This window comes from Candidatus Hydrogenedentota bacterium, from assembly GCA_018005585.1.
In the GTDB taxonomy this organism is placed as follows: Bacteria; Hydrogenedentota; Hydrogenedentia; order Hydrogenedentales; family JAGMZX01; genus JAGMZX01.
The window spans coordinates 1-26,806 of sequence record JAGMZX010000077.1 but is presented as its reverse complement, the minus strand read 5'-3'; the positions used below and the strand labels follow the sequence as shown (position 1 = coordinate 26,806).

General features: G+C 64.7%; 19 protein-coding genes. 10 read left to right on the top strand and 9 right to left on the bottom strand.

Features of this window, described 5'->3' with window-relative positions; genetic code table 11:
• Together KA184_13795 and KA184_13790 are read left to right on the top strand one after the other, a co-directional pair.
• A partial coding sequence (locus KA184_13795; GenBank protein ID MBP8130647.1) for a gamma-glutamylcyclotransferase occupies window positions 1–205 on the top strand: 205 nt, incomplete at its 5' end.
• A 39-nt stretch (window positions 206–244) separates the two neighbouring features.
• The gene (locus KA184_13790; protein ID MBP8130646.1) at window positions 245–1,990 is read left to right on the top strand and encodes a Na+:solute symporter; all 1,746 of its coding nucleotides are present in this window, start codon (window positions 245–247) and stop codon (window positions 1,988–1,990) included.
• A 43-nt stretch (window positions 1,991–2,033) separates the two neighbouring features.
• Here the strand turns inward: KA184_13790 and KA184_13785 are convergent, their stop codons facing one another.
• The 3 genes from KA184_13785 to KA184_13775 form a co-directional block, all read right to left on the bottom strand.
• On the bottom strand, window positions 2,034–2,942 hold the full coding sequence (locus KA184_13785) for a DUF1559 domain-containing protein (protein MBP8130645.1): 909 nt from the start codon (window positions 2,940–2,942) through the stop codon (window positions 2,034–2,036).
• 160 nt (window positions 2,943–3,102) lie between these two features.
• Window positions 3,103–3,393: a hypothetical protein gene (locus KA184_13780; protein MBP8130644.1), complete on the bottom strand. Its 291-nt coding sequence runs from the start codon at window positions 3,391–3,393 to the stop codon at window positions 3,103–3,105.
• Between the two features lie 78 nt (window positions 3,394–3,471).
• Window positions 3,472–4,035 (bottom strand): metal-dependent transcriptional regulator, encoded by a 564-nt coding sequence (locus KA184_13775; GenBank protein ID MBP8130643.1) that lies wholly within the window; start codon window positions 4,033–4,035, stop codon window positions 3,472–3,474.
• A 279-nt stretch (window positions 4,036–4,314) separates the two neighbouring features.
• Here KA184_13775 and KA184_13770 point away from each other — a divergent pair, with 279 nt between their 5' ends.
• From KA184_13770 to KA184_13760, 3 genes are read left to right on the top strand one after another with little or no spacing between them, the layout of a single operon-like run.
• Complete coding sequence (locus tag KA184_13770; GenBank protein ID MBP8130642.1) at window positions 4,315–6,792, top strand: hypothetical protein; 2,478 nt, start codon at window positions 4,315–4,317, stop codon at window positions 6,790–6,792.
• The gene (locus tag KA184_13765; GenBank protein ID MBP8130641.1) at window positions 6,789–8,321 is read left to right on the top strand and encodes an SGNH/GDSL hydrolase family protein; all 1,533 of its coding nucleotides are present in this window, start codon (window positions 6,789–6,791) and stop codon (window positions 8,319–8,321) included. The genes KA184_13770 and KA184_13765 overlap by 4 nt, the downstream gene beginning before the upstream one ends.
• On the top strand, window positions 8,318–10,417 hold the full coding sequence (locus KA184_13760) for a hypothetical protein (protein ID MBP8130640.1): 2,100 nt from the start codon (window positions 8,318–8,320) through the stop codon (window positions 10,415–10,417). The genes KA184_13765 and KA184_13760 overlap by 4 nt, the downstream gene beginning before the upstream one ends.
• A 27-nt stretch (window positions 10,418–10,444) precedes the next feature.
• Here the strand turns inward: KA184_13760 and KA184_13755 are convergent, their stop codons facing one another.
• Window positions 10,445–11,809 (bottom strand): hypothetical protein, encoded by a 1,365-nt coding sequence (locus tag KA184_13755; GenBank protein MBP8130639.1) that lies wholly within the window; start codon window positions 11,807–11,809, stop codon window positions 10,445–10,447.
• Window positions 11,810–11,993: 184 nt separating this feature from the next.
• Window positions 11,994–13,232, bottom strand: coding sequence for a Gfo/Idh/MocA family oxidoreductase (locus KA184_13750; GenBank protein MBP8130638.1), 1,239 nt, complete (start codon window positions 13,230–13,232; stop codon window positions 11,994–11,996).
• Window positions 13,233–13,423: 191 nt separating this feature from the next.
• On the opposite strand from KA184_13750, the gene KA184_13745 reads away from it, so the two are divergent.
• Window positions 13,424–16,384: a PQQ-binding-like beta-propeller repeat protein gene (locus tag KA184_13745; GenBank protein MBP8130637.1), complete on the top strand. Its 2,961-nt coding sequence runs from the start codon at window positions 13,424–13,426 to the stop codon at window positions 16,382–16,384.
• Window positions 16,385–16,392: 8 nt separating this feature from the next.
• On the opposite strand, the gene KA184_13740 is transcribed toward KA184_13745, so the two are convergent.
• On the bottom strand, window positions 16,393–17,172 hold the full coding sequence (locus tag KA184_13740; protein ID MBP8130636.1) for a Mut7-C ubiquitin/RNAse domain-containing protein: 780 nt from the start codon (window positions 17,170–17,172) through the stop codon (window positions 16,393–16,395).
• A 186-nt stretch (window positions 17,173–17,358) separates the two neighbouring features.
• Here KA184_13740 and KA184_13735 point away from each other — a divergent pair, with 186 nt between their 5' ends.
• On the top strand, window positions 17,359–18,444 hold the full coding sequence (locus KA184_13735) for a uroporphyrinogen-III decarboxylase-like protein (protein ID MBP8130635.1): 1,086 nt from the start codon (window positions 17,359–17,361) through the stop codon (window positions 18,442–18,444).
• 10 nt (window positions 18,445–18,454) lie between these two features.
• Here KA184_13735 and KA184_13730 read toward each other — a convergent pair whose 3' ends face one another.
• Both KA184_13730 and KA184_13725 read right to left on the bottom strand, forming a co-directional pair.
• Complete coding sequence (locus KA184_13730; GenBank protein ID MBP8130634.1) at window positions 18,455–19,210, bottom strand: UDP-2,3-diacylglucosamine diphosphatase; 756 nt, start codon at window positions 19,208–19,210, stop codon at window positions 18,455–18,457.
• Between the two features lie 74 nt (window positions 19,211–19,284).
• A complete protein-coding gene (locus KA184_13725; GenBank protein MBP8130633.1) occupies window positions 19,285–21,675 on the bottom strand; it encodes a glycosyltransferase family 39 protein in 2,391 nt (796 codons plus the stop codon).
• 152 nt (window positions 21,676–21,827) lie between these two features.
• Here KA184_13725 and KA184_13720 point away from each other — a divergent pair, with 152 nt between their 5' ends.
• The gene (locus KA184_13720; GenBank protein ID MBP8130632.1) at window positions 21,828–22,580 is read left to right on the top strand and encodes an RNA methyltransferase; all 753 of its coding nucleotides are present in this window, start codon (window positions 21,828–21,830) and stop codon (window positions 22,578–22,580) included.
• On the opposite strand, the gene KA184_13715 is transcribed toward KA184_13720, so the two are convergent.
• Window positions 22,559–23,809 (bottom strand): PmoA family protein, encoded by a 1,251-nt coding sequence (locus KA184_13715; GenBank protein MBP8130631.1) that lies wholly within the window; start codon window positions 23,807–23,809, stop codon window positions 22,559–22,561. The two genes, KA184_13720 and KA184_13715, sit on opposite strands and share 22 nt — an antisense overlap.
• 151 nt (window positions 23,810–23,960) lie before the next feature.
• Here KA184_13715 and KA184_13710 point away from each other — a divergent pair, with 151 nt between their 5' ends.
• On the top strand, window positions 23,961–24,791 hold the full coding sequence (locus tag KA184_13710; GenBank protein ID MBP8130630.1) for a prolyl oligopeptidase family serine peptidase: 831 nt from the start codon (window positions 23,961–23,963) through the stop codon (window positions 24,789–24,791).
• A gap of 53 nt (window positions 24,792–24,844) precedes the next feature.
• Entirely contained in the window at window positions 24,845–26,605 is a 1,761-nt protein-coding gene (locus KA184_13705) for a hypothetical protein (protein ID MBP8130629.1), read from the top strand.
• Window positions 26,606–26,806 lie beyond the last annotated feature (201 nt).

Sequence of the window (26,806 nt, the reverse complement as noted above, 5' to 3'; positions counted from 1 at the left end):
CAAGGCGACCGTTGCCATCACGCTGGAAACCGGCGAGACCTGCGAGGCAATGACCTATATTGCGGCGGAAACCCGGAGCGGCCCTCCCAATGCCGGTTACCTGGAATGCATAGTGGCGGCCGCGGAGGGGCACGGACTGCCCGCGGATTACGTGGCGGAACTCCAGCGGCTTCTCATACCGCGATTGAATCTGGCACCGGGCTGATGTCACCCTTGGCGGCGTCTCAAAGCGGAGGGCAGGCCTGTGTCATTGATCGATTACGCCGTGATCGTATTCTACTTCGTCGTGGTGATGGGATTCGGCTTCTGGTTCCAGAAGCGCGCGTCGCAGAATCTCGACGCCTACTACCTGGGCAACAAGCGCATGCCCTGGCTGGTCCTCGCCATGTCCGGTTCGGTGTCCAACTTCGATATCACGGGCACCATGTGGATCGTGTCGATGCTGTTCGTTCTGGGCATGAAATCCCTGTGGGTTCACTGGATGTGGGGTTGGATGATGGGCGCGTTCTTCCTCGCGTACATGGGCAAATGGGTGCGGCGCTCGGGCGTCATGACCGGCGCGGAATGGATGATCACCCGGTTCGGCGCGGGCTCGGGCGGCGTAGCCGCGCGCATAGCGGCGGCGCTCACGGCCGTGGTGCTGATGTGCGCCATGGTGGGCTACGACTTCCAGGGCATCGGCAAGTTCTCTCACGTGTACATCCCCTCCCTGAGCGCGCACACGCTTGCGATTCTTATCTTCGTCATCACCACGCTCTATGTCCTAGCCGGGGGGCTGTACAGCGTCGTCGTTACCGATGTGATCCAAACCCTATTCGTTACGGCGGCGGCGATTGTGATCGCCGTCATCGCATATCAGAGTCTCTCGCCTGAGATGCTCCAGGCCAAGCTGCCCGCGGACTGGGCCTCGCCCGTGCCGCAGTGGCGTGTCGAACACCTCGCGGGCACGGAAAACGCCCAGTATGAACTGCTCGGCGCGCTGGTTATCGTGTGGGTCCTGAAGGGCCTGCTGCTGAACGCGGGCGGGCCCGGCGGCATGTACGAGTTCCAGCGGTTTCTCGCCGCGCGCGATACGCGCGACGCGGCGAAGGTCGGCGCCGCGTGGAGTGTATTCATGATCGTGCGCTGGGCCATGGCGATGGGCATCACGCTGCTCGCGCTGGTGGGGCTGTCGGAGACCGTGTTCGATTCCGAAGAGGCCATGCCGCTCGTGTTGAGCCGGTACCTTCCAGTGGGTCTGAAGGGGCTCGTGATCTCGGGCCTGCTCGCGGCGTTCATGTCCACGTTCAGTTCCACGCTGAACAGCGGCGCGTCCTATCTCGTGCGCGATTTCTGGCAGGCGTTCATCCGCCCGAACGCGGACCAGCGCCACTACATCCGCGCCAGTTACGCGGCGACCGTGCTGATCATGGCCGTCGGCATCGTAATTGGGCTGCAGGTCAGTTCCATCGCGCAAATCTGGAACTGGATTTCGATGGTGTTCGGCGCGGGCCTGATCATTCCGAACGTGCTGCGCTGGTACTGGTGGCGTTTCAACGGCTGGGGCTACGCCTGCGGCACGCTGGCGGGCATGGTTCTCGCCCTTATCCCGCCGGTGGTCGCGCCCGACGCGCCCATCTACATCGTCTTCCCGCCCATCGTATTCGGGTCGCTGCTCGCCTGCATCGCAGGCGCGTGGCTTACCCCCCAAGTCGACGCACAGACGCTCACCGCGTTCTACACCAATGTGCGCCCCTTCGGGTTCTGGGGCCCCGTGCGCCGCGCCGCGCCGCTCTCGCCCGAGGCGCGCGCCGACACCTCGGAAAGCGCGTGGCGCGCCGCCGTCAACGTGCTCCTGGGCATCGTCGCCATCACCGGCGCGTACCTGTTCCCCATGTACCTCGTGGGCCACTGGCACGCGCAGGCCGCGGCCTGCGCCATCGCCGCCGCCGCGGCCACCGCATGTCTGGCCTGGACCTGGTACCGGCATTTGCCGCCGCGCAGGGGCTGAAAGGGCATGTGGAACACACACCCTTCCTGACCTCTTGCGAAACTCAGAACCCGTTGAAGGGGCGGTTATAGCGCCCGAAGATGCGCGCGCTCGTGGGCGTCATCGGGAATCCCTCGCCCGGATACTTCACAAACGTGACGTGCCCGTCCAGGTAGAGCACGTTGCCGCCGCCGGGCACGTGCGCGAAATCCGCGACGGCGGTTGTGATGTGGTCCCACATGACCGGGACCGTACTTTGCGCCTGGGCCGTGGCAGCCGGGTTATTGATGTCTGTGATAAGGAACCGCTCGATACCCTCGCGCAGGCGGTACAAGGTGTCGCCGCCGTTGGCCTGCGTGCCGGCGAACGCGGCGCTGACCGTGAAGTCTCCGTCGCTCTGCGCGCCGTTCGTAGCCACATTCTCGAGCGCGAGTTCGCCCCACGGCGTGTTTATATATTCCGGCTCCTCGAAGCGTCCGTTCGGGCCGGTTCCTTCGGTCCCGTCCAGCCCGAAACCGACGATATTCACGTCGTCGAGGATGGCCCAGCCGGTATAGTCGTAGGGTTCCTTGATCAGTTCGCAGGGGTGAACCCGGCCGTCGCCGTTGCCCTTTTTCTCGTCATACCATCCAAGCGCGGTGGCCGCGCCTGCCCAGGACGGGCACCACACGATGTTCACGTCGGAAAGGTATTCGGGGATCATCGAAACGCCGTCGAAGATCATGGCGTCGCTCAAGCTGCCGTCGCACGAAAACGCTTTCCGGCGCGGGAACCGCTCGCCGGGGTCTTCGTCCGCGTACATCTTGAACGCAAGCCCCAATTCCTTCAGGTTGTTCTGGCAACTCGAGCGGCGCGCGGCCTCGCGCGCACGCGCCAGCGCGGGCAGCAGGATGGCCGCCAGGATGCCGATGATAGCGATGACCACCAGCAGTTCGATGAGGGTGAACCCCGTTCCTCCAGCTAGACTTTTCATTGTTGCTCTTCTCCTCTATATTGCCGCGTGTTCCTCGCGGGTTGTCCGCAAACAGAAAAGGGCACGGCCCGGCTGGAAACTCCCGCGCTTCCAACCCGGTCGTGCCCTCACTTTCCGGACCCGAAGTCCGGACCGTAGGACGCGCTCCGCCGCCGCGGCGCTACGCGTGCTCGGCGAGCGTACGCAGCAGCTTACGGCGCAATTCCGCCAGTTGCCTGGACTTGAAACTCTTCCTGGTGTCTTCGAGTATTGAGATCGACTCCATCAGCGTCGTTCGCAGCACGCGGCGGCAGGGACAGTCCGCCCCCGCGCACGGCGCTTCTCCCGCGTTTTCACCGAGACGGTCCAGCAGGCCCCGGTGACGCTCAATCAGGCGGTCGAGTTCCTCTGTTTTCGCGAAAAACGCCCGCGCTGCGTGCTGCACGTCCGTATGCTCAGGTGATTTAGCCATATCAAGTAATGTTAGCTGTGTCTAATATTGTGGGCAGCCGTGAACCACTGCTCTTGTCGCGTTTTTGTTTCCCGGCGTTTACCCCGCCGTCTTCAGAGCCACCCGGCGAGAACCAGCCTTGTGTGCGAGCGTGCGCGCAGTCACACGCCGTTTGCCCGTTGGTTCAAACGCCGGATGTACACACCGCAGGCAATGCTGCCCTTCGTCGTGACCCTTGCAGTGAAAACCGACGCCCTTTACATAGGTCACGCCCGCGTACGGGCAGGCGTTCATGAACTCGAAGAACTTGGCGAACCGCTCCATGATTTCCCGTGATATCGCGTGCTCCAGTCTGCACGCGGCCTCCTCCGCGGGCTCCGCTTCCACCGCCAGCACGGAGACAAGGAAATCGCGGAACGCGCGGTTCGCGCGGCACAGGGCCTCGCCCGCGCGCTGGCCCTCACGGGTCAATGTGATGATGCCATAAGGTTCGTAGTTGATCAGGCCGCGCTTGGCCAACTGGCGCAGCGCGCCGGTTACCGAGGCGCTGCTGACCTCGAGCCGGGCCGCGATTTCCTTGGCGCGCACGGCCTCCTGCTCGCCGATGATCTCGTAGATCACGCGGATGTAGTTTTCGAGGCTCGCGCTCAGGTTCGCCGTCATGTTCCGTGCGTTGTCCTTGTTTCTTAGGTACCGCTAACATTCTATGCCACTCCTAACCCTCCTGTCAAGGTCCCTCGCGCGGCAACCGTCTGAAAGGGGCAAGAAGGAGCGAAACCATGGAAAGCACAAGAGTTCCGCGCCGGAATTGGGGAGAGAAGAGGCGTCTTCATCGCCGCAGCCGCGGCGCCGGCCTGGACGGCGCAAAACCATTTGCGTATCCTGCGCGGACTGATGCAGACTGTCGCCGCTGGTTCTGGTGACGCGCATGAGGCAAAGCGTATGGTGTGTTCCCTCCGTTTTATGGGGACGGTCTCCTGTCTCTTGACCCTGCTCGCATGTTGTTGCACGGTGACGGCTCATTCCGAGTCAACAGTGCCGGAGACAGTCACGAATGAACTGCGCGTGCGCGTGGAAGGGGACGGCGACGTGACGCCGCCTCCCGGAGACCACCCCTATCCCGTTGGCGCGGTCGTGTACCTCGACGCGGCTCCGCGCGGTGCATCCGCATTCGTCGCATGGACGGGAGACACGCACAGCGCGGGCCCCTGCACGGCGATACGCATGGACGGACCGAAGACTGTCACGGCGGTCTTCCGAGAGGACAACGTATATCGCGTCGAAGTAGGTGTCGGCGGCCCTGGGACCGGCGCAACCATTCCCCCGCCGGGCGTTTATTATTGCCGGCCGGGTGCAGAACTGCGCATGCGCGCCGTGCCGGGAGAAGGGATGCGTTTCGGCGGCTGGTCTGCCACGGAGCCGGACGGCACCGAGGCTATCGTCGCCTTCAGCCCGTTAGTCTCGGGCCCTATTGAGGAGAATGCCCACATAAGAGCCTTGTTCGATCCGGAACCGTGCCGCATCACAATCGAGGCGCCCCCATTCGGCGGCCGTTCGTGGCCGGAACAGGGCGGCTATGCCGTCGCGCACGGGGCTACGCTGCGCATCGAGTCCGAAACCTTCGTGGGCTGGGCATTTTCCCGCTGGGAAGACGGCACAGGCGCGCATTTGGGCGAAGACCCGGTGCTGATTTTGCGGGCGCAACAGGACACGCTGGTGCGGCCTGTGTTCGTGTCTTGTCTCCTCACGCTCTGCAAAGCGGGAGCGGGCAATGGAGTCACGGACCCGCCCTCAACGTGGTGGCCGGGTATCAAGCACGACCTGGGATGCGAGCAGCGCGTCACCTTAACCGCAACGCCGGACGCGAACTCGACGTTCTCCGAATGGACCGGCGACCTGCCGGAAGGCGTGGACGCCAAGTCTCCCGAGATGGTGGTTGAGACGGACCGTCCCCGCCAGATCACCGCGAATTTCCACCGTCCCTTCCATCGTCTGACTGTTTTTGCCCAATCTGACGTGTCCGGCGCATCGCGGGAACGGGTCCACACGGCGGAATTCCTGCACGGAGACACCGTGCTTTACGCGCTCGCTCCGCAACCCGCGGCGGAGCCCCAAGTCTCGGGCTGGTCGGGCGATGTCCCGGGCAATGGATCGACCTTCCGCGCTGTTATGGATGGCGACAAGGAACTGGCCGCAAACCTTGCCACAGCCGAGGGAGCGGACACGCGGGTCCTCACGGTGACTCCGCCGGAAGGCGACGGACGCGGCTGGGTCTTGCCGCTCGCGCCAGGCCGGTACCGCTATCCCGCGGGCACGACCGTCGCCTTGGAAGCCGCGCCGGGATTTGGCAGCGCTTTCGCGGCGTGGACAGGCGACCTCGCCGCAACTGCCGCGCCGTGCGCCGCCGCAATCCTGGATGCGGACCGGACGGTCGGAGCCGTCTTCCGCAAGGACGGTGCGGACGCGGATATGCCGCACTCCCCGGAGGCGTCGGGCGCGGGGGGTGTGTGTTTCGACGCAGAAGCCGAAAACGGCGTGGGCGTGCACGGGTTTCTGAGCGGCGGCGGAATTACCGGCTGGTTCTCATCGCCTCACTTCCTGCACACGCCTTTCGGCGCGGGTTTTTCGCGCCTCAGTCACGAACGCTTTCCGGACAGACAGATCTTCGGCTTCATCGGTCTCAATTTCGAACACGTTTTCAACGGGACGGTGGAAGACGCATGGCGCATGATCGATACGCCGCGCCGCGACCCGATGCGCGTGGCGTATTTCCTGCCCGGGGGTGTCAGCGTCACGTGGCCCGCGGCGCAATCGACGTGGGACCTCGACTGTGAAGCACGCTATTACCTGAGCGGAGCCAACGCGATTGATATCGAGACGGCAATCACGCCGCGGAAAGAACATTTCAAACATGGCTGGGTCATTGCGATGTGGGCCAGTTACATGCAGTTCACGCGCGGGCGTGAAATACACTTCATCGGCGTGGATGGCGGCAAGGAAGGCTGGACCATGTTCGGGGTGGACCGTCCTGACGGCACGTTTGAGACGGGGCAAGTGGCGTTTCGCGGCGCGCCGCCACTGCCCTACGACGAAACGGTAGACTTCAATACGATTGCGGACCCCGACAAGCAGTTTCTTCATCCGTTTTATTACGGCCTCGTCGACGCAGACGGCCTGCCGGACACCACGAACGACGACATGGCCTTCATCATGATGTTCGATCAGGCGGAGAGCATCCGCTTTGCCTTGTACAACTGGGGCGGCGACCCGCGCTATCCCGCGTGGGACTGGCAGTTCATCATTCGCGAACCGAAGATTGACCAGACGTACCGGTTCCGCGCGCGCATGGTCTACAAACCCTTCGCAGGCCGGGAAGACGTTCTTGCCGAGTACGAGCGGTGGCGGGCGAGATTGCCATGAAACCGTTTCGTTACCGCCGCATCGTGTTTAGTGCCGTCGTCGCGCTCCTGTGGACAATAGCCTTGGCCGTCGCGGTCGAATTCGCCTTCCGCGTGTATGAGCGCGCCAGCCATGACCACCGCGAAGCGTACGTCAGCGCCTGCAAAGACGCGGCCGCGCGCATCCAGGAACGGCAGGCATCGGCAACGGCGGACCGCGTATCGCAGCTGCCACCCGGCCTCAGTCCCTCGCCCGATGCGCCGTCCCGCTATTGTTTCTTCAGCCTGCGCGGCGAGGAGGAACGCCGCGCCTTTGCCGCTGCGCGCGACGAATTGGCCGTCACATGTGACCTCGATGCCAGAATTGGGGCGGTCTATGCGCCGCTGTACCCGCCGGAACTGGTGACGCTGGCGCAACGCCTCGCGCCCGATGCTCCGCTTCATTCCCTGTTCGCTTTCGACGACGTTATCCGCGACGACGCCCAGACCGCCTTTCAGCAGGCCGCGTCCGGCCAGAGCCAGATTCGCGACTACCTCATGCCTATTCCGGGAGAAGACGCCGCCTATCTTACAAGCATCACCTTCGAACCGTGGCGCGCGGCCGGCGGCGCCGTGCAGTCCGTCGCGGTTTTTTTCCAGCCGTCGATTTTCGAGGAACTATGGTTCAGATACCGCCCCCATGTGTGGCGTTCCGAGAATTTCATTGGATGGACCGTGTGGACGAACAACGCAGGCTTTCGCGACGACGACATCGCAATCCCGAAACCAGCCGGGACGTTCCGCATCGTCTGTATAGGCGGATCCACCACGTTCGAGGGACCGCGCTGCGACCTGACCTATCCCAATCTGCTGGAAAGGCGCCTGCGCGCGTACTGCGCTACGGCATCCATCGAGGCGGTGAATTGCGGCGTATTCGGGCTGGATTCCGCGGGCGAAGTGCGGCGGCTCGACGACTATTTTGCGCTGGAACCCGACCTGTTCGTGCATTACAACTTCGCAAACGACGCGAACCAGGTCATTTCGAGCGCATTCCTGGCTCTGGAAGGTTCCGCGCGCCCGGGCGACCGGTTGCGCTCCTGGTTGCGGCGATCTCATTTCGCGCGTTGCGTGTGGGGGCGTCTGGCCGCGCCGTCCCCTGACATGCTGCTGGACGCCATGACGCCATACACACTGGAAAACCTGCGGCGCATGGCCCGCGCCGCCCGTGACCACGGGGTGCCGATGGCCATCTGCAGTTTCGCACGGCCGGATTTCGAGCACCTGCGCTGGAAGGACCTCAATTACTATCGCCAGATTTATGATGATCGCCTGGGCGTTGATATCTGGACCTATGCGCGCGCGGTGGACGTGTACAATGCCGCGGTCCGGCGGCTCTGCGCACAGGAAGGCGTCCGCTACATCCCCGTGGCGGAACAAGTGGCGGGCGGGCCGGACCGGTTCACGGACCATTGCCACCTGTACCTGAACGGGATCGAGTTGAAAGCGCAAGCCGTGTTTGACGCCGTCAAGGACCTCGTGCGCGCCGGCATCGAGCAAGAATCCGCATCATGAGCAGCGCAGAACAAGAAACGAGACCAGTGGGACGCGCCCGCCGCGCCTGTCTTGCCTCGGCGGACGCGGCGCTCTTCCTTGCGTTCCTCGCGCAGGTGGTGCTGTTCTGGGGCGCGGGCAAGGAAGACGCCTACATCTGTTATCGGTACGCCCGCAACTTCGCGCGCGGCCTCGGCCTCGTCTACAACGCCGGCGAATACGTCGAAGGTTTCAGCAACCTGCCATGGACCGTTTCGCTGGCGGTCCTGCATCGGGTCGGCCTGCCGCTCGAGGCGGGGGTTCATCTCATGAGCCTTTTCTACGCGGCGCTGGCGTTTCTGGCGCTGCGCTGGGCGTGCAAACGTCATTTCGGCGCCGAGGCATGGGCTGCGCGCTTGCCGTTGCTGCTCATGACCTGCCTCACGTCAATCCCGGGCAGTTTCGGCAACGGGCTCGAGGGCGGTGCGGTGTTGTTTGCGGCGGCGCTGGCGCTGGCGGGGCTCACCGCGTACAGCGCGCCGATGACGGCCCTGGGCGCCGCGCTCCTGGCCGCAAACCGGCCCGAAGGGTTCCTCTATGCGGGCGTGCTCGTTCTCTGGTCCGCGCATGCGGCCCGGCGGCGCGTCTGGCCGTGGAAAACCACGGGGCGCATCGCGATTGCGGCGGCATTGACGGTACTCGCCCTGGCTCTCTTCCGGATCTGGTATTACGGCGACTACATCCCCAACTCGGTCCGGGCCAAGGGAGGCGGCCTGCTGGACGCGAGCTTCCGCCCCGTCGCGAACGCCTACCTGCTCGATTACGCGCGCCACGTCGGCGTCCCCCTGCTGCTGCTCGCATGCGGCGCGCTGTTGCCGCGCCGCCGCAGGGATCTCGCGGTCGCGCTGGCCGGCCTGCTCACCCTCAATACGGCGGTAGTCTGGCTCCACGGCGGCGACTGGATGGTGCATTACCGCCTGCTCGCGCCGTTCTTCCCGCTGATTGCGTTTCTCGTCGCAATGAGCGTGGCGGCGCTCGCCGCGAAACAGCGTCTCCTCGGCGCGGCGGCAGCGGTGCTGTGCCTGTTCTTTGGCGCCCGCCTTGTCGAGCGCGACGAATTGCGCCGCATGACGGCGATGCTCGATTGGTCCCTGGCCCGCATCTGGCAGGAGCCGTTCGACGTGCAATGGCATCTGGGGCCATATTTCACGCTCGACGACTTCAAGCAAGGGGACGACGAGTTCCTCATCGAGAGCGGCGGCGTGCAGGGCTACATGCTCGACGGCGCGCGCGTCCTTGAAATGAACGGCCTCATGAATCGCGAGGTCGCCATGGCGCGCAGTCCCTACGCCTATGGCCGTCCCGCCACCGGCATTTTGGATTGGCCCGCCCTGTTTGCAAGGCGCCCCACGTACCTGCTCTTCAATCCGCTCAGCACGTTCTATTACATCAACGACATCGCGCGCATCCCGGACGTGCGCAAACAACTCGACCAGTTTGTTGTGGTCCAGCGCGGCCCCGCCGAAGACGGCTTCCGTTTGCTCGATTTGCTGCTCGTGCGCCATGACCGCGCAACGCTCGGCAAGTTCCTGCGCCGCTATGGATCGATTGCCCCTGCCGCCGACTACCTTGGCGAAGTCTACGCTACGAACTATATTCTGCCCATTATCGATTCTGCCACCGGCATCCAGCGTGACGACCTGCTGCGCACGCCGTGGCAGCAGCACGCGTGGCGGCGCGTGTCGGACGGCGAGCCGTTCCGCACGCCCTGGCAGGACTGGAACGGCGCGCCGCGCGTGGCGGCGCGGCTGCCCCTTGCGGCGGGGGAAAACGTGTTCATCCACGAGCTGCCAGACGACGCGCCGCTCGTGGGCATGGTTGGCATGCCTCGCGATTCCGGCGCTCAGACAGTCCTGCGTGCGGCTTACACGGACCGGCAAGGGCAGACACATGACATACCACTGCCCGTACTGCAAAGCGAGACGGATGGCGCGCTCACGCTGCATTTGTGGGCGATTCGCGCGTGGGAAGACGGCCCGCCCGCGCAGTTGACGCTCAGTTTCGAGGCAGAGCAGGCAGGCGAACTGTTGCTTGCGGTGCACCGCTGGTGCCGCGCATCCGTACCCGACCCGCTATGAGGCCTTTCACGTTCGAAGCGCCCGGCGTCACTTGCGCTTGAAGGGACTCCGGCGGCGCATCCGGCGGAACAGCTCGCGAATCACGGGCGGTGTTTTCACGAGCAGGTCCCACGTATCCTGGCGCAGCCACGCGGCACGGCAAATACCCCAGACACACCTCTCGACCTCGCGTCCGTCGCAGGGGCCGCAGTGGAGCCGGTTGCACAAGTCGCGCTCAGCCTTGTTGGGGAAATCGGACAAGAGCGCCGGGCCGAGCCGTTCCGCCAGTTCGTCCGCGTTCGCGGCGTGAAAGTACCCGCCGGTCCGGTCGTCCGTCTGGATCGCCTTCACTTCGCCGTGCGGGTTGTAATAGATGACCTGGCGGCCCGAGAGCATGGCCTCATGCACCACCTGACTGAAGCGCGTGATCACCACGTTGCACCGCGCCAACTGCTCAGGCAGTTTGAATGCGTCCGAATTCATTACGTTGTAGGGGCTCAAATCGCCCGTGTCGCGCGGATGCCGCGAGATGAAATACGCGACGCCGAGGCGCGCGCACGCCGCCACGCAATCCGCAATCCAGCGGTCCCGGGCGTCTTCGTGCACACCGTACGTAAAGTTGCTGTTGATCAAGACCGCGGGCGGATCGGGAAGCGGCAGCGGCTTGTATGCCGAGAGGCGCGGATTGCCCGAGACACAGAAATCGAGCGCGGGACAGTAATCGAGCGTCTTCAAACCTTGCAGTAAAACATAGTCCGCGTGCTGCATCTGCTCGTGACGGCCCTCTTCCAGGTCAAAATCCTGCGGGCCTTCTTCGATGCAGATCGTCGGTACGCCTACGCGCCGCGCCAGATGGCAGATGCGCCAGTTCTCGCCCGTCCAGTCGTTGCCAAAGACAACCGCGCGGATGTCATGACTGCGGAATAGGCGCAGCAGCTTCGGGCGGTACGCAGGCGTCCAGAAACTGTCCTGCGGCAAGCGGTCGAAAGCCACCCCGTGCTCCGTCAGATACTGTTCCGCGTTCTCGCCGCGGATAACGAGGAACCGGCCCGCGCCCAGGCGTTGCGCCACTGGAAGCAGCATCTTCACGTGCGTGTCGTTGCACGGGACAAAGAGCACATTGCCCGGCGCGGTGGTGTACGAGCCCCGGTCGGCAGGCGGCGACGGATGCGTGTAAACGTACTGACCCAGGCGCTCCGTCTCGCACGAGAATGCGTCGCGATAATCGCGAAAGAGGTCGTCGTCGATCAGGACCTTCTCGACCCAGCTGAGATGGTTCACCAGCCGGAGGTGCTCGATGTCCGGCTCCGGCTCGAACAGGTGCAGCACCTTCACCTGGTGGCCGTTCCGGCGCAGTTCCGTCCGCTGCTCCGGCTCGACCAGCTTGTCCGTTATCAACAACGTCCGTTTCATAAGCTACCCGAACCGATCCTATGCCAGAAGGAACGGAAACGACAATTCGCCGCGCCATGTGCCTTGGGCATTTTGTTCTTGCTGCCGAAGCAGCGGCAGAACGCCCGCGCCACATCCATCCCGTCCATTTCGTCCACCGCCGCCGCGCCGATAAAACACGGGCGAGACGCCCGCGCCACGACGGTCACCCCCGATTCAACCAGGCCTTGGTGTAGGGGCCGTCTTCCGGCGGGTTGAGCTTTGGATCGAGCCTTTCCGCCGCGGCGAGCATCTGGTCCCACGTGACCGTCTCACCGGTATACGCGGCCATGCGCCCGAGCACGGACGTAAGCGTGCTGGTCGCGCCGGATTCGGCGGTATTAATCAGGTTTCCGCTCTCGATACCCGCGCAGAAGTCCTTGATGTTGCTGACGGCGCCTTCCAGGTAAATCTTGCTCGTCTCGCCGCCGACCCAGTGGTCCTTGCGCGACTGAATAGACACGTTGCCGCCGTAGTGCGCGTCCGCCGCGCCGTCCGTGCCGAACACGCGCGTGCAGAGGTCGTCGCAGCCGGGCGCGAACTGCTGGGAACTGAAACTGAGCAGCACGTCATTCGGATAGCGGTACTGGGCAATGAAATGGTCCCAGCAGTCGCCGATGTCGGTGCGTCCGCGGCGGGCGCCGCAGCCGTGCGCCTCGACGGGATGTGCGTTGAGGAACCAGTTGGCCACGTCGAGCACGTGGATGTTCTGCTCGACGATGATGTCGCCGGACAGCGCGATGTCGAAGCACCAATTGCGCAGGCGCCCGATGTCGCCGCCCTGATCGCTGCGCGTGCCGAGCCGGTCGCAGTGGTAGTAGGCCTGCGCGTAGACCGGTACGCCGATGGCGCCTTCGTGAATGCGCGTGGCGGCCTCGCGGAACAGCGGGTTGTTGCGCGTCTGGAAATCGACCAGCACGCTGAGCTTGTCCGCGTGCGCCTCGGCCGCGTCCCTGATCGCGAGGCATCCGGGCGCGTCCACGGCGATCGGCTTGGCCAGGTAGACATGCTTGCCCGCCTCGAGCGCGGCCACGGTCTGCTCCGGATGAAAGTACGGCGGACTCTCGACGGCAACGGCATCCACCTCGCCCGCAAGCAATTGCCGGTAGCCGTCCAGGCCGACGTGGCAGCGGTCCCCGGCAACTTCGAGCTGTTTTGCCGCCAAGTCCACACGGTCCTTGAAATAATCATGCACGGCAACGACCTTGGCGTTCGCGTTCTTCTGGAAGAGGTCGCCGACCCAGATGCCGCGCCCGCCGCAGCCGATAATGCCAATGTGGAGTCTGCTGTTCGCAGCGTACGAGGTGGCCGTGCCCGAGGCCAGGACGGTCAGGCCCACGGCGCTGGCCGTTGTCGTCTTCAGGAAATGCCGCCGGTTTATTGCGTTCTCGCGCGTCGTCGTCATCTGTGTGTCCCTCCTTGCGCGCGCCCATAATGCGCGCGGCATTGGTATAGCAGACGCAGCACTGCGGCTCAACCGCCGGAAAGCCCAGTCCGGTTGCGTTCGGGACCCCGCCGTGGTTTAATGGCGCGGGCTGGCGGCGCGTGCGTGGGTGCCCCGGGTTCGGGGCCGCGCCGCTTCCACGGAGGACAAGCGTGATTAAGGTGCGTCTCGAGTCGCCGCCGGGGCGGGCCTGGCTTGGCCGGGCGTTGCGCCGCGTCCTCACGAGCAAAATCCTCTGGGTCGTGCTGCTGGTCGCGCTTGCCTGCGGCAGTTTCTATTTCCATTTCCGCCCCCGCATCACGTTCATCCCCGTCACTACGCGAGGCGGCGAATTGGTCATCCAGGGTCACGGCTTCGGCAAGCAGCAGCGCGAGAATTACGTGCTTTATCGTGAGTCGGACCGCCCGCTCGACGTTTTCGAAGGCGTGCGCGCCTGGAACGACCGTGGAATCGTCGTCGACCTGCCCGCCGAGGCCACCGCTGGCGGTTACGTGCAAGTGGTGAAGAAGACCCCGCTCTGGGAATGGGCGTCGAACGCGGCCCCGTTTGTCGTGCGCGCGCCCGACCTCCCCTCGCAGCCTTTCGGCTACGATACGCCCGTCCGCGCCGATTCGCCATGGCCGGTATTCCGGCGCGACCGGCGCAACACGGGCCGCAGCACGCTCCCGGCCATCTACACAGGCGACCGGCCCTGGTCGTTCCGGACAAGCAAGGGCATTTTCTCGACGCCCGTCATCGACGGCGAAGGCACGGTCTATTTCGGGTCGGCCGACCGCCACTTCTATGCCTTGAACCCGGACGGAACGCTGAAGTGGCGCTTTCAAACGGGCGAACTCATTGACTCGGCCGCGGCGCTGCATCGCGTGACGCCGGGCGAACCGCCATCGGTCACCTTCGCCTCAGGCGACGGCTTCCTCTATCACCTGCGCACGGATGACGGAGTCGTGAACCCAGCGGAGCGGGTGCTCTGGACCTTCAATGCCGCCGAGACGCCCGGCGCGGGGTACAATAATTGGTGGGAGGGCAACGTCCAGATCGGCTTTGACGGCGCCATCTACGCAGGCAACACGAACTGGAACTACTACGCGATCTACCCGGACGGCCGGCTCAAGTGGGCGCTGCCGACGCGCAATAACAACTGGTCCGTCGCGGGCATCGGCAACGACGGCACGCTGTTCTGGGGTTCCTGCGATACGGCGGTCTACGCGGTGGCGCCAGATGGCCAGCCGCGCTGGAAGAAACGGACGCTCGGCTTCGTGGCCGGTTCCGCCGCCATTGGCGGCGACGGCACGGTCTATATCGGGTCGTTCGATACGAACGTGTACGCGTTTGCGCCCGATTCGCCCTGGCCCAAATGGAAATTCAAGACCGGCGACCACGTTTATGCCTCGCCCGCGCTCGCGGAGGACGCCGCGGGCGAAACAACGGCACTCTACATCGGGTCGACTGATGGCCGCCTCTATGCGCTTGACCCGAAGGGCCGGCTGCGGTGGTCCTACGATGCGGGAGACCCGATCCGCTCGTCGCCCGCACTGGGCGCAGGCCCTGACGGCGAGCCGGACGCCATCGTCTATTTCGGCTGCGGCAACGGGCGGCTGTACGCGCTGAATACCGCGGACGGGTCGCGCCGCTGGTCTTTCGACACGACGCCGCTCGAAACGGAACTGCGCGACCGCAACGACCTGAACGGGTCGCCCGCGCTCGGCCAGACCGGCGTCTATATCGGCGGCGAGCATGGCTACCTCTGGTACGTGCCGTACGACTATTGCCTGCGCGCGGACTGCGCGGGCGCATTCCAGCCGGCGCTGGCGCGCTGCGACACCAGGGCCTCCGAGGAATGGCCTGACACCCTCGCGCGCCTCTATTACGTTACGCCCGGCGGGAACACGCTCGAACGTTTTCCCGAAAATCTGCCCACGGCCACGACCATCACGCTGCGGCTCGTGGTCCGCGAGGACGGCGACACGGTCAAGGCCCGGGTCAACCCCGACGGCCTGAACGTCGCAATCGAGCCGGATATCCCCTTCCACTTCGAACCGTCCGCGGGCGGCGATTATCTCTATGTGATTCCGGACGATTTTCTGAGTCCCGGCGCGGACTATGCCCTCCACATCACGGGGACTTACCTGACGGGCGGCAGGCGCGTCGGCAATCTGACATTCGGCGGGCGCGAATCCGGGCGCATCGATAACCGGTTCGTGTTCCGCGCCGCACCGCCGGACCTGCCCGCTCTTCCCGTGACCATCGGCGAGCGCGAAACCTCCGCGGTCGAATTCACGCGCCTTGCCGTGCCCGTGCCCACGATGCTGCCCAGCCTGAACCAGATCGGCTTCGATTTCATCGAGATGATTCTGGGCGCGGCCACGGTCGGCCCGCCGGACGAACAGGGCCGGGGCGATTGCGTCTTGTGGGCCATCGGCGGGCGCCACGACGAGCACGGGATGCTCATCGCGAACGCGGGCCAAAGCGCGAACACGGAGGCCGATTTTACATTTGCGCTGAGCGGTCGCTACCAAGGCAACGATTTCATCCTCGACGCGCGCAATGTCACGTTGGGCGTGACCGGCATCGACATCCCCTTCCGCCGGCTGCAACTGCGCGGCCGGCTCGGCCCGGACGGCCACGTGCGGCCCGGCGCGACGGCCTGCGCTGAAACGCCCGCGCTCGCCATACCCACCTTCGGACCCTTGCTCATCATGGCCGGGCTCGCCAACAACCTATGGGAAAAACTACTGGTCATGGGCGCGTACGTGACGCGGCCCTATCCCGCGTCCGGGCCGGCGAACCGCAGGCCCGCGGGCGTTAGCGTGCGCAATGTGGAGTTTCACCCGCCCGAGGACCGAAAGTCAGGCTACGTCATCGCGACGCTGCGCCTTAAAGACGGCGTCGCATACCCGCTGGACCGGCACCGGCCCGGCATCCTGCTGCTTGACGCGGCTACTCACGCGGCGGTGCCGCTGGATTATGGTCCCGGCCTCCGCTGCACACACGACGGCCACGGCAACCTCAGCACGATCACGCTGAAGCTTGCCTGCGGCGAAGACCTGCCGGAACATCTCGAGGCAGTAGTCATGCTCGACGTGTTCCCCCTGCACACGGAAACGCTTCGGTAAGAACCGCCTCAACGCGGGCAATCCCCGCCGCTTACATAGCGGGACACCAACGCTTGCAGGCGCGGAAAGTGACTTCCTTCCCAGTAGACCTTGCCGCATTGTTCGCAGGCGAAGAATTCCGCGCAACATTGCCGGACACGGTCCGGAATCTGCATGCCGTAACGTTCCAGGGCGGCATCCTCGGCGGTGAGCGTCCGCATGAGCCCGTTGCAGGCCGTGCACCGCGTGAATGGGCGGCACTCCCCCTGCAAATGCAGGCGCTCGATAACGCGGCGGACCTGCCCGTCGATGGGCCCGTGGCGGATCAGGATGCCCCTGGTCACGGCCTTGCGCATGAGCAGGCCGCGAGCGCACGTAAGCACGATGCGCAACTCCGACAATGCGCGCTCGACGATTTCCCTGTCCTGGCCGTGTTCAGCGAGCTCGGTGTCGAAGCCCAGCAAGCGCAACCGCCGGGCCAGTTTGCCCAAATGCGCGTCGCAGAGGAATCGCGTTTCGCGCAGAGGCTGTTCCCGGAGGCGCGTCACGCCTGCAAGCGGCAGCGTCTCGAAGACGGGATACACGCTCACGCGATCGGCGTTACAGACCCTGTTTTCAAAGCCCGCTGCCTCGCCGTTTACCAAGACAAGGTCCACTTCGGTATGCGGCACGCCGAAAGACTCGATGACGTGCCTCACGGTTGCGCCCGCCGCGACGTGGCATTCGATATCGCGCTTCCGCAGCCGAACCGGCAGCAGGTCGTTCAGTTCTTCATAGAACCGAATCCGAATATGCACCTGCGGTGACATTGGTCCGCACATTCTAGCCCCTCGTTGCCGGGATGGAAAGAGAGGTGGTTTGCCGTAGTGGCGTAAAGACCATTCTCTCCTCGGCAATCCGGCCTCTCCGCGCCTCTCCGCCCAGGCAAGTCGTGCTAGTATGCGCTCAGCCACGGCATCATCGGGCGTTTCAGCGCCCGGCGGGGAGTCTGCGGAATGAAGCGGTTTTCGGTATCCATCGAGCCGGACTGGGAAGGACTGCGGCGCTGCGTTCTGCGGCAGGGAGAACCCGAGCGGGTTCATCATATCGAGTTGTTCCTCGACCCGGAGGTCCAGGACGCAGTCTGCGAGGGGTTTGGCCTGTGCAAGGAGCTGGACCGCGGCGACCGTTACTTTGGGCATCGGAAACAAATCATCCTGCAATCATTTCTGGGCTATGACTACGTGCGCTGGAGCCTCGAGCGCCAGGAATGGCCGTTGCACTACGTCAGGGCCGAGGACACCGCGCCGCTCGAACGCAAGAACGGCCGCAATTTCGTGAACATGCACGCAGGGCCGGTCACCAGCTGGGAATCGTTCGAGCGGTACCCTTGGCCGGATGCGGCGCAGGCATCGACGGAAGGACTGGAATGGTTTGAGGAGCACCTGCCGGAGAACATGTGCATCATGGGCAGCGGCGGGTTCGCCCATTTCGCCGAGCATCTGACCTGGCTCATGGGCTACGAGACTTGCTGCCTCGCCTTGTGCGAGCAGCGCGGCCTCGTGGAAGCGATCGCGCAGCGCCTGCTCGAATACTACCGCGTGTTCCTGGCGCGTCTGTTGCAATTCGACCGGGTCAAGATCGTCTGGGGCAGCGATGATATGGGTTTTCGCGGCGGCACCCTGCTCGCGCCCGCGGACTTGCGCGAGTTCGTGCTGGCCGGGCACAAGCTCATGGCGCGGATGTCCCATGACGCGGGCCGTCCCTATCTCCTGCACTCCTGCGGCAACCTCGATCTGACCATGGAAGACCTGATCGAAGACGTGCGGATCGACGCGAAGCATTCGTTCGAGGACGCAATCGAGCCTGTGACCGAAGCGAAGCGCAGGTACGGCCATCGCATCGCCTTGCTGGGCGGGATCGACATGGATTTTCTGTGCCGCGCGGACGAGGACTCAGTGCGCCGCCGCGTGCGCGAGACCCTAGAGGCGTGTATGCCGGGCGGCGGGTACTGCCTGGGCACGGGTAACAGCGTGGCCAATTACGTCCCCGTGGACAACTACCTCGCGATGCTCGACGAGGGCCGGCGCTTTTGGGCGTGAAGCCGCCGCGTCAGGGCATGCCCTGCCGCAAGCGGAAACTCTCCCCGTCCCAAACGGCAAAGGCGCGGTTCTCGAGCCAGTCGCCGGGATTGAGGTACAGGCCCGTGCCGCCGGGTGTTGGGTGCTCCTCGAGCGTCGCGGCATGGGCATGGCCGCAGATCACGATATCGGCCTCTCCGCGCGCAAGCACGCCGCATGCATACTCCCGCAGCGATTGGGCTTCCGGGCCGTTTGCGGGATCGACGACCTTGTACAGCGTGCGGCTGCCGTGGCTGACCGCGCGCGCGAGCGCCATGGCCCAGTCCGGATGCAATTGCCGGAATGCCCAGACGACAAACGGATTGCGTGCAATGCGCTTGTAGAAGCGGTATTTCCAGTCGTTCGGATTGATGCCGTCGCCGTGCACGAGCCGGGCGCGTTTATCGCCAAACGGCAGTTCCGTCTCCAGGTGAATGTGAAACCCCAGCGACTCGCGCAGGAAACGGCCTGCCCAGAAATCGTGATTACCGCAAATGAGATGCAACGCGACACCCGCGTCGCGCAATTCGGCGAAAGCGCGCAGCACCTCGAAATAATCCGAGAAAATGACATGGCGGTACTCGAACCAGAAATCGAAGAGATCGCCAAGACAGATAACACGCCGGAATTGGTGCGTGTCAATTGCGCGGAGAAACGCGGCGAACTCACGCGTGCGACCGGGCTCCGTGACGCGCAGATGCACGTCGGAAAATATCAGCGTGTCGTCGGATGTCGTGTCCGTGCTCACAATGACCGTCCTCCGGCGCATCACCGGTTAGAGAATCATACCGATACCAGGCGCGCCCCGCCAGCATGTGCCGGTCATGTGCCCGGCGGCGCGGGCGCCGAGCCGCGCATTTCGAGGTCGCGTAGCCGGGCGCGCGCGTACGACTCCACCAATTGGTTATGCGCGGCGCGCCGTGCGAAATCCAGGGCTTCGTCCGTTCTTCCCATGATGTTCAACACTTCCGAGATGGCGTGGTTTGCCCGCGCATGCCAACCCGTGCATTTGGGCGGCGCGGCGAAATCCCGCGCAAGCCGTTCATAGTCCCCGCCGTCGACAGGCAGGACACCCAGCGGCAACAGGCACGATTCCGGGCTGCGCAGCCGCCGCACGGTCTCTCGAAGCTTGACGCCCCAGGGATGACCGCTGCGGCGGAGGCGTTCCGCCGCAGTGTATGCGGCGGCGTAGTCGCCGCGCCGCAGCGCCGCCGCGAAAGGGCCGCAGGGTTTCACGACCGGACTGCTCCTGCCGGCCAGCGCCCGGCCGAAAGCTTCCCCCGCGTCCGCCAAATCGCCCGCTACAGCCCGGGCAAGCCCGGACAGGAACGCGGCCTCGGGCGTTGCCTCATACTCGGCCCACAGGCGCGCTGACGTATCGCCCAATCGGATATCGCCCGCGGCAAGGAGCATCATGATAATGGTGTCAACCGGATTGTCTATCACCACGGGATTCGTTCCCGCCAGACGCAGTGCGCGCTCGCGCACGTCCAGGCTGGTCAGGCCGACCTGAGCCGGATTCGCCAGAACCAGTTCCAGAAAATCCAGCACTTCAACTGGCTCCGGCGCGGGAATGGGCGGTACGATGTCCTGGTATGTGACGTCGCAGGCAAGGCCGCAGGTGATTTCGTACAAGATGAGCCCTTCCGTGCCCGGAAACTCGCGGCAATGAGGGATCAACCCGTGGTCCATCAATTCCCGCTCGAAGTCCCACAGCCGCCCCTGCATCCAGTTCTGATTGCGGACGAACCACACGGTTCCGCCGCGTCTGGTGTCTCCCTTTCCTTCCCGGCACTGGCCAAGCCGCCACACGCACACATCACACACTACCTGCGGACTGTTGGCGAAAAACAACGGCGGGTCGCACGGACCCAGGTGATACTGCAGATTGCATGCCGAGGCATACCCATCCGTCAGAATAATGTCCTCAGGCCCCGCAATTGCGCGGAGGCAGTCCCGCACGCCCAGATAGTCGGTACGGGTAACCGCTGGAAGAAACAGGACCAGTTGATAGCCAAGGCACAGCGCCGCCGCGCCGTAGAGACTCCAACGCGCCGTACGCGCCCGCATGCCCCCGATCCAGCCGCCTATGGCAACATACCGCGCCACGGACCCGTACAACGTGTAGCGGGGCCACAGAAACGGCAGGTGCAGCGCGTATTGCAGCAGCGCCAGCGCCGCCACCGGCGTCACGGCAACAAGCAACAACACCGAGGCCAGGCGCCCCCGGCGCACTTGCGCCGCATCACCGGCACGCCGGGCCCGCGGGATGCGCAGCACCTCTACCGCAAGCCAGAGAAGTGCAATGGCCGAGAGGATTTCCGTGCCTGTCGACAAGACAGCGTGCGCCCCCGCAAGTATCCGGCCTCGCGGCGACCCGTCGTCAACCAGGCGTTGCGGCAACGTGGGACGGTAATCGGAAACCGCCTCAACCAGCAGGGCGTCGCGCACGTGCCACAGTTCCAGTGAATTCTCAAAGTCCACGTTCATGGGGGGACGGCTCATCAGGTACGCGGCCAAGGGTACCAGCCAGAGAGCGTGCAAGGCGGTCCACGCCACGGCGCGCCAGCGCCCACCGGGACGGAATAAGAACAACGCCAGCGATTCGATGCCGATCAATAGTACGAGAAACCAGTGCGTGAACACGCCCAGCAGGTTGGCCGCCAGCGCCACGGCCGCCCACAGCCGCGACCCGTGGTCCAGCACCCGCAGCAGCGCGTACAGAGAAACGCACGCCAGCAAAAGCATGAGTGCGTAAGGCCGCACGGATTGCGAATACCAGATGTGCATGATTGAGAACGCCACGCACCCGGCCGCGAACACGCCCGCCCTGCGCCCGTACACGCGCGCTCCGATGCCGAAAGCCACGGGTGTCGTGAGCAGCCCGAACAGCAACGGCAGCAAGCGCAGCGGCGCCAAGTCCGTGGAGCCGATAAGCCGCGCCCACCCATACATGAGCATCGGGAAAAGAGGCGGCTGATTCGTCCCGAGCAACTGCACGAAATCCCAATACTCCGCGGCGGTGGGCGCGCCGAGGCCCGCCACGCAGCCCCAATATTCATCCCCCCAGAACGAGAGCCGGTCCAAGCGGTACGCGCGCACCGCGGCGGCACATAGAACCAGCAGCAGGAGCACGACTGCAAGGAGCGTGCGCGAAACACCGGCGCGCGAATGGATATTCCGCCCTCGGGCGGGGCTGGTGTGTTCCAACACTTTCACCTTCCGGATTTGACGGGCGACACCCGGCACTCGATTCGCGTATTGTAGAGCACGCGCGCCGGCCATGAACAGTCCTGGAATACGGGCGGGCCGTTTCGCGCGCGCGGAAGAAGGCATAGTGAGCTCTATCGTGGAGGTCCGGTGCGATGGCGGGCGAAATAGTCTGGGGTGTGAAACCGGTGCGCGAGGCATTGCAGACGCCGGAGCGCATCAACCGGCTCTACTTTGCGGCCGAATCGCGCGCGCAGGCGTGCGACGCCTTGCTTGGAGCCGCTCGCGCGGCGGCACTGCCCTTCGATTTCGTGCCCCAAGCGAGGCTCAACGCGCTCACGGGCGTAAGGGACCATCAGGGCGTGGCGGCGGCGCTGAGTCCGGTCTCCTATGCCACCCTCAAACCGTTCCTCGCGGCGTGTCCCGTCACCGCGACGGTACTCGTGCTGGACCAGGTGCAACATCCGAAGAATCTCGGGTTGCTGTTGCGCACGGCCGCCGGGGCCGGAACTACGGCAGTGATGCTCGCCGCGCGCGGCGGCGCGTTGGTCGACGGGTCCGTGGTGCGGGCGAGCGCGGGCGCGGCGCTGCAACTGCCGCTGATCTGCTGCAAGAACGTCGCACAGGGCATTCACGCGCTGCGCGACGCCGGGTTCTGGGCTTATGCCCTGGAGCCGAAAGCGCCTGACAACGTATTCGATGTGCAATGGCCGGCCCGCTGCGCGCTGGTTGTCGGGAATGAGACGTCCGGTGTCCGGCCCGTGGTGCGCAAGGCCTGCGACGCGTCCGTTAAGATTCCCCTGGCTGGCGGCCTCGACAGCTTGAACGCCGCCGTGGCCGCGGGTATCGCCTTATTCCAGGTGGCGGCCTGGCGCCGCCGCGCGCCTCAGTCCAGCCAGCGCACCTGAGGCGGCGTTGCGTAGTCGGCGTAGCGGTCCGCGACGCGGGCGCGCTTGACGTCGCCGTTATGCACGTAGACCCGGTAGTGGAACGTGACGCTTTCGCCCTGGTTCAGCACGAAGTCGCCGTTCTCGGGGATTAGCCCCTTGTTGTAGTCCTTCTCGTTGAAATAGGAATAGCCGAAGCAATTCGCGCCCATGAGTCCGTACTGTCGCACGTGCCACGAAGTCGGGTGGCGCATGTTGGACGGAGAGTCAAAAACCGTCAAGCCGAGCCAGCCGTGCTCGGGCATCTCGCCCGAGAAGTCGCACCACGGCGAGGGTTTGCCCCAGCAGGCGGCCTCGCCTTCGTCGCCCGCGGCATTTGTGATGACCGCGCTGCGATAGGAGAGCTCGGGGCGCATGCGCACGGCGACGATACCGCCCTCCTTTGTGTCCTTGAACGTAACCTCGCCGTATTCGGCGGTAAACGTGACCGCGACATCGAACAGGCGACCGCGCGGCGGCGTCGCGTAGAAGCGATACTCGCGCTGCTCGCGCACGATCGGGTTGTGGTCCTTGTCCTGCCAGACATTGTCCGCGCGAATCCAGCCGTAAGCGTCGCCGGAACCCCAGGTTACCTCGCCGCTGTGCTGAAAGCCCGAGTTATCGCCTTCGGCCCAGCAGTCCACGCCTTCCCCGCCGGGCAGGCGGATGTCGCCGTAGGCGCTCCACACGGATTTGTGATGCGGATGGTCCTCGGCCATCTTGATGTCAATCGGGGCCATCGGGTAATCGCGCGTGACGGAGACGCCGCCGTCGGCGTTCATCGGCCACAAGAAAGGCTTCTTGTTGTCGTTCGAATAGTGGTACGCGGTGAAAAGCGCGCCTTCGATGTACACCTCGAGCACCGGCTCCTGCCCTTTCTGCTGGATGCGCACGCGGTCCACGTGCGCGCCTTGCGGGTCGGACTCTACTTCGACGGTGTACTCATGCGTCGTCTTCGGCATCGCGCCGTCCGGAATGAAGATCAGTTGCCCGCCGCACAGAGTGGCGGGGAAAACCTCGCCCGTCGCGTTCTCGCGGACCTGGAGCACCCCCTCGAGTTCCGCGGGTCCGTCCCAGGGCAGACTGACAGGCACGCTGACACTGCGCTGCCCGCCCGCCTGCAACTCGATTTTCTTGCCCGCGATCCCCTGCGCCTGAACCGCTCCTGCCAGGAGTACCACTACCGAGGTTACGACGACTATCTTGTGCATGAGACAACCCTCCAGCTTCATGCGGGAAACGCCACTTGCAGGTTTGCCCCTTACTCTAGCACACGCTATTGGGCCTGGCAAGAAACCCGCCCGTTGCAAACGGCGCGCACCCCCGGTATTGTTACGCCCACTGGCAAAGAGGATACCTGTGATGCAACGAGTAACGATCATCGTGTACGGTTGCGCCGCTTGCGCGGCACTTTCGGCCGCGCCGGCAACGCAAGAGGATGCAGTATCCGCCATGAGCAACACGGCCGTTTCCTTTACAAGCATGCCCATAGAAAAGCGCGGGACGGTCTGTCCGGTGGCCGTGTGGCTGCCGCCGGACTACACGGCCGACCAGGCCTGGCCACTGGTGGTGTTTTTGCACGGCTCCGGCGAGCGGGGCGACGATGGCCTGCTGCAAACGACGGTCGGCATCGGTCCCGCGCTCCAGCAGCATCCTGAGCGCTTTCCCGCGGTGGTGCTGCTGCCGCAGTGCCCGCGCGACCTGTTCTGGAGCGAGGTGCTGGAGCACATCGAGGCGGCGATGGAGCAGGCGAAGGAGCGATACAACATCGACCGGGACCGCGTTTATCTTACGGGCATTTCGATGGGAGGCTATGGCACATGGCTCTGGGGCGCCATGAAAACGGACTCGTTCGCGGCCCTCATGCCGATTTGCGGCGGCGGTCACGTGATGGACATTTCGCTGATCTCGAAGAGAGCGATTGGGAAATACTTCGGCACGTTTGAGGACCGCATTGAACGACTCGCAACGGTCCCGATCTGGGCCTTTCACGGCGCGGACGACGACACCGTTCCGCCGCGATGCAGCCGCGAGATGGTCGAGCGGGTGAAGGCAGCGGGCGGCGACGTGCATTACACGGAATTCGAGGGCACCGGCCATAATTCGTGGGACCAGGCCTATGCGCACGAGGAAGCGCTGCAGTGGCTCTTCTCGCAGCGCAAATCGGGCCGGGAAACGGGCGTGAAAGACTGAGGGGTCTGAGCGCAAGCACACGTACGGGCACGGTGATAGAAGGAAACAACGGCGTGCAACGAGACGGCTTCAGAATCCTCTTTGCGGCGCTGCTCGCGCTTTCCGCGCAAGTCTGGTGCGATGAGCCGCAGACGGACGTGTTCAGCGACACCTGGGAAGCGGTGGACAACCTCGGGCGCCGCCTGCCCACGCACGCCGAGGCCGGCGACCCGCGCGACGGCAAGTACGTGGGCATTTTCTACTTCCTGTGGCTGGGCGCGCACGGCCAGTCCGGCCCGCATGACATCACCAGAATTCTCAAGAAGAATCCGAACGCCATGCAGGAGCCGGATAACGCGGCCTGGGGGCCCATGCATGCGTTTCACCACTGGGGCGAACCGCTGTTCGGCTACTATCTGTCCGACGACGCATACGTGCTCAAGCAGCACGCGCGCATGCTGGCCGACGCAGGCGCCGATGTCGTTATTTTCGACGTGACCAACCAGACGACGTACAAGGACAACTATCTCGCGCTGTGCAAGGCCTTCACTGAGGTGCGCGCCGCCGGTTCCCGCACGCCGCAAATCGCGTTCCTGTGCCCCTTTGGCGACCCGGCCAATGTGGTGCGCGAACTGCACCGCGACCTGTACGGGCCCGGCGTCTACCCGGAACTCTGGTTCCAGTGGGAGGGCAAGCCGCTGATTCTCGCCGACCCCACGCGGGTTGACGACGCACTCCGCGCATTCTTCACGTTTCGCAAGCCCGTCCCCTCCTACTTCACCGGGCCGGACGGGCCCGGCCAGTGGGGCTGGCTCGAAGTCTTCCCGCAGCACATATTCCGGAACGCCGGGGGCGAGGCTGAGCAGATGACCGTAGGCGTCGCGCAGAATGCCGTGGGCGACCGGCTTGCCTCGATGAGCGAGCCGGGCGCGCGCGGGCGCAGTTTTCGCGACGGCGCGGCGGACCAGAAACCGGACGCAGTGCTGTACGGCTACAACTTCGAGGAGCAGTGGCGGCGCGTGTTCGAAATCGACCCGGAATTCGTTTTCATTACGGGCTGGAACGAGTGGGTCGCCATGCGGTTGAACGAGTTCAACGGGGTGCAGGCGCCGGTCATCTTCGTGGACGAGTTCGACCAGGAGCACAGCCGCGACATCGAACCCATGCGCGGCGGACACGGCGACAATTACTACTACCAGATGATCGCCAATATCCGGCGATTCAAGGGCGTGCGCCCCCAGCCCGCCGCGGGTCCACCGAAGACCATCGCCATCGACGGCGATTTCGGCGACTGGCAGGACGTGACGCCGGAGTACCGCGATCACACGGGCGACCCCGTATTCCGGGATCACCCGGGCTGGGGAACGGCCGGCCGGTTTTTGAACCGGTCGGGCCGCAACGATTTCGCCGTGCTCAAGGTGGCGCGCGACGCGGAGAACTTCTATTTCTATGCACGGACACGAAACTACATCAGCCTGCGCGTCGAGCCCCACTGGATGATGCTATTCCTGGATACCGACCGCGACCACGAGACCGGCTGGGAGGGTTTCGATTTCGTGCTCAACCGCGTCACGCCGCCGACACACGCCTGCATCCTTGAACGGGCCGGCGGCGACTTCGCATGCGCGCCGGCCGGGCAGGCGGCCTATGCTGTCAAGGAAAAGGAACTGGAACTCGCCATTCCGCGCGCAGCACTCGGCCTGACAGCGGACACACCCCTCGATATCGAGTTCAAGTGGGCCGATAACATCATGCGCGAGGGCAACATCGCCGAATTCACCGTGAATGGCGACGCCGCGCCGCCGGGCCGCTTCAATTACCGCTACTTCGAATGAGACGCAAGAAGCGGCTTGCCCCGCCCTGCTCCCGCCCGTCCGGACGCAACCGGAACCACACAGCGGCAGTCCAATGACTACGGACGGCAGGGCGCGCTCCCCCTGACGCAAGGGGCGGGACCCTGCCGGCACTTGGAGCAGGAAGATGCGCAAAGCGATGGTGTGGTTCAGCGCCGTGGTTCTGGCAGGCGTGGCCTGCCT